This is a genomic window from Psychroflexus sp. MES1-P1E (assembly GCF_002836055.1).
Classification (GTDB): Bacteria; Bacteroidota; Bacteroidia; order Flavobacteriales; family Flavobacteriaceae; genus Psychroflexus.
In genome coordinates this window covers 1-4,491 of sequence record NZ_PJBS01000182.1, presented here as the reverse complement: position 1 = coordinate 4,491, position 4,491 = coordinate 1, and the positions used below count along the sequence as shown (strand labels likewise).

General features: G+C 35.2%; 4 protein-coding genes. All 4 read right to left on the bottom strand.

The annotated features are described in order from the left end of the window. Nucleotides 1-254: 254 nt before the first annotated feature. The gene (locus CXF67_RS08240; protein WP_102088324.1) at nucleotides 255-3,155 is read right to left on the bottom strand and encodes a type I restriction endonuclease subunit R; all 2,901 of its coding nucleotides are present in this window, start codon (nucleotides 3,153-3,155) and stop codon (nucleotides 255-257) included. A 7-nt stretch (nucleotides 3,156-3,162) separates the two neighbouring features. Continuing rightward, on the bottom strand, nucleotides 3,163-3,570 hold the full coding sequence (locus tag CXF67_RS08235) for a hypothetical protein (protein WP_102088323.1): 408 nt from the start codon (nucleotides 3,568-3,570) through the stop codon (nucleotides 3,163-3,165). Then, entirely contained in the window at nucleotides 3,558-3,689 is a 132-nt protein-coding gene (locus CXF67_RS18760; RefSeq protein WP_257984634.1) for a hypothetical protein, read from the bottom strand. The genes CXF67_RS08235 and CXF67_RS18760 overlap by 13 nt, the downstream gene beginning before the upstream one ends. A 3-nt stretch (nucleotides 3,690-3,692) precedes the next feature. Continuing rightward, nucleotides 3,693-4,491: hypothetical protein (locus tag CXF67_RS08230; RefSeq protein ID WP_219621024.1), on the bottom strand; the 799-nt coding region annotated here is incomplete at its 5' end.

The following is a 4,491-nucleotide window of genomic DNA, read 5'->3' as shown; positions in this document are numbered from 1 at the left end:
GCGACATTATAAATTTAATTTGGTATTAAGGTGTTGTGTGTTGCTTGGTCTCTAGAATTTCACTTTTCACAGGTATACCCGCTATTTGCTGGTGAGCGTTGTTACCTGCTGGCTTTATCCTGCAACCTTGCTGGCGTTGGCGCTAAAGCTCTTTTAAATTTGTGAGGCACGAGCAAACTTAAAATATGCTTGAACTTGCGTTGGCTATTTACGCTATCTCATATAAACACTGTTGAAATTCAATAACTAAGTTGCTAACCCACCATCCCATTCACAAAGACCTCTACATATTCTTTCATTTTATCCAAAATGCGCTCTCCTATATCTCGAGCTTTTAAAATACTGGGCCTACTGTCCAAGCATTTAAAAACAGCATCTCTAATCGGTTCTTGACCACTATAAATATAGGCATCAATAAGCGCTTTAAATTGGGCTTTATCTAAGTGTTCTTCTTCACAAATCTTCCCTAAGGCCAATACCTTTTCATCTTGCCAATAGTGCTCAAACTCTTCTTCTATAGCATCTTCATCTAAAATAAAAGGAAGGTTTTCTTCAATGAATTTCTCAATCAATTCTCGCTTACTACGCAACTTGATATCCCCTCCTAACAAATCAATAATGGCTTTTTTCTTAGCTGCCATATCTGAAGGTTTTTCTCCTTTCATTTTAGCCAATAGCTTAATAATATAAGCCACATTGATGCGATCTCTATGAATCAATTCTAACTCAAAATCAATATCGTCTAGAATAGAAATCTTTTCTTTTTGAACTTCTTTTTTTACCTTTTCGTAAATATCCAGGTACTTGCCTTTATAATCTTCAAACTCTTGAGCACTTAATGGTAAATCTTCCCAATCAAAATCGGTATACGATTGTAACACATTGAGGTGACGCATCAATCTTCTAAAGGCTTGCACAAAAGCCGCCTCCTCCTCTTCACTCTCTAGATCGTTTACACTTTGGTAGGTGGGTACTATTTCTTTTAAGCCTTTAAATGCCTCATCAAACTTCTTAGTGATGTCCTCATATTCAGGCATCACGACAACTTCTATAGCCTCTTTGTTAGAAAACAAAGTAATGGCATCATCAGTTGCTTTTTTAAGGTTGCGGAAGCACAAAATATTTCCTTGCGACTTCTGTTCTCCTAATATTCTATTGGTACGAGAAAAGGCTTGTATTAAACCGTGTTGCTTTAAGTTCTTGTCTACATATAAGGTATTTACCTTTTTGGCATCAAAACCAGTCAACATCATGTTCACCACAATAACAATGTCTAATCGATCTTTTTCATCATTGAAGTTCTGCTTCTCTCTTTCTTTTAAACGCTTGCTAATGTCTTTAAAATAGCCCTCAAACAACTTGCTATCCTTAGTGGTATAGCTGGTGTTATACATCAAGTTGTAATCTGCAATAAAGCCTTCTAGCTTATCTCTTGTATGACTGGATTGATAGGTAAGCTCAGGTTCTGCAGCCTTTTTAAAATAATCTTCAGGGATATAATCCTGAGCTTCTTTACCATCTTCATTAGCGCCATACGTAAATATGGTGGCGATGCGTAAATCGTGCTCGCCTGCTAATTTCTTTTGTTGAAACAACTCATAATAAGCGATTGCTGCATCTATACTGCTTACCGCAAATAAAGCGGAGTACTCCTTATTAAATGTTTTTCGGTTGTGGTTGGCAATAATGTAATTGGCTACGCCTTCAAGGTACTTCGGGTCATTAAAAACTTCTTCTTTATTGATGTCCTCCACCATTAAGTCAAACTGTGGTTTGTTTTTGTGTTTGAAAACACTGTAGTATTCAATACCAAACTTCAATACGTTTTCATCGCGTATAGCATCGGTAATTACATAGTTGTGCAAACAGTTCCCAAACAAATCTTTGGTGGTGCGTTTTCCTAAATCGTTTTTAGAAGCATTGTCTGCAAAGATGGGTGTCCCCGTAAAACCGAAGAGTTGGCTTTGGGTAAAAAACTCGGTGATTCTGCCATGAGTTTCTCCAAATTGAGAACGGTGACATTCATCAAAAATAAAAACAAAGCGCTCATTTTTAAGGTGTTCTAATTGCTTACGGTACTGGCCTGAAATGGCGTTGTTAAGTTTCTGTATAGTGGTAATGATAAGGTCGGAATCTTTTGCAACTCCCTTTTTATCTTTAAATTTCCCTAAAAACTGATGGACCAAAGAGTTGGTGTTGGTTGTAGAATCTACACTTCCATCCTTAAAAGAATTGAACTCTTGCATGGTTTGGTAATCCAAATCTTTACGATCTACCACAAAAACCACTTTATACACCTCTGGCAAATCCATTAGAATTTGACTGGTTTTAAAAGACGTTAAGGTTTTGCCCGAACCTGTGGTGTGCCAGATATAGGCATTGTCTGTATTGGTTTTTACGTGTTTAATGAGCGCCTCGGTAGCGAAGTACTGGTAGGGGCGCAGCACCATTAATATTTTATGCGTTTCATTAATGACAATATAATTGGCGATCATTTTACCCAAATGGTCTGGGTTTAAAAATGCAGCTGCAAACTCGTCTAATTCTGTAATGTTTTTATTGGTAGCATCTGCCCAGTAAAAGGTTTGCTTGGGTGATTGCAACTCATTATTGGCTAAATACTTGGTGTTACCACCATTGCTAATCACAAACAACTGTACGTATTGAAACAAACCATGGTTACTCCAAAAGGAATGTTTTTGATACCTATTAATTTGTTTAAAAGCTTCTTTTGTTTCTACCCCTCTGCGTTTGAGTTCTATTTGCACCAGTGGCAACCCATTGACGAGTAAGGTAACATCATACCGGTTTTTAAAAGAGCCTTCTAGCGTAACTTGATTGGTGACTTGAAACAAATTGTTACTCCAGTTCTCGGTATCGAAGAAACGAACGTAGACTATCTCTCCGTTGTCTTGGGTAAAGCTAAAGCGATCTCTAAGGGTTTTGGCTTTTTCAAACACATTGCCTTTTGCTAAATGATTGAGGATGCCATCAAACTCTTTATCGGTATACCTAGTTTTATTAAAGGCTTCTAATTGAGATTTCAAATTTGATACCAAAGCATCGCCATCTAGTACTTTAACAGAGGCATAGCCTAAGCCAATTAATTGTTGGATTAAGTTGTTCTCTAAGATGGCTTCGGATTGGTGACTCATAGTCTACTTATCTTCTTTTAAATAATTTTAACTCTAGTTGCGCTGTTGACACTATTTTTAGTGAGCGCGCATGGTTTATTACTTTACTGTAATGTATTTCATCCTTGAACTGAGTCCAGGAAAGTAATTCTAATTTAGGCACCCCTCTAAGCTTAGCTTGCTCATTTAATTTTTGCTGTATAATTCTATCTACAGGAAAGTGCGGTGGTTCTGCAATGTTACCCAAACACCACTGGTATTTTAAATATAGATTCAACATTTTTTGAGCAATACCAAAGTTAATTTGCCCACCATTAAATAGTTCTGAAAAATGGCTGGAGTATTCACTAACCTCTTTAATCTTGTTTATATGTTGTTCATCAGAAACATTACCTTTTTTATATTGAGGTAACATATTGTCAATTAACCCAGACATTTTGTTTTAAAGTGTCTTTTTATATCTTCTGAAGCGCTCTCAACATAAGCATAAGCCCTTTGAAAAGAAGCCCCGAAGGTGAGCGTCCAAATTTCTTTATTTATAAAATCTTCTTTCATAGGCTATCTGAATTTTCTAAATGCTTGAACTGTTTGATAAATACCATAACCAACAGCAATCCTGCCCAAAAAGTCAAATACATATGGTATACCAAAAAATGGATTTAATTCATCAATGTAATTTATACTATGTACTGGATTTAGGAAATTTATTAATTGTTTTATTGTATTTCCGATAACATTAAAATCTAATTCACAATCCCAGCAAACACTATTCCAGAACACACGAGTAGTGCCAAATGTTAATATCAAAAAGATCACTGCAACAATAAAAGTAAACCCAATACCTCTAAGCCACGAACCTTTATGTTTGTTTGATGAATTGTTTAGTGCAAACATAAAAGCGTCTTGGTTATTAAACCACTTTTTGTTATGCTCTACTAACTGCTGTTGATAGGCCTGCTTTTCAAGACTATTGTATTTGAAAGCATCTATATTATTGCCCTCTTTTTCTAATTGGTTTTTAATTATTCTAAACGTTTCTCTTTTGTTTAACGTTGGTATTTTACCACTTCCTGTTACACTTATATCATATCTTTTTCTTGAATTACCAGTTTTAAAATGGCGCTCCTCTTGAATGTCAATTTTTTCTGGAAAAAAGTTTTCTATTTTGGTTTCAAAAAAAGTTAGATATTTATTAATAGTGGCAATTGACAAATCCAAACCATTATCAAAAACAACTCTATTAAAAATGCCTAATCCTGAAAACTTTGAATATGAAAATAAGAGGTTTTCATGAAAATTAGATGCAGTTAAATTGATGTTTTTTTCAAATTGAACCTTATAAAAAAAGACTAATTCA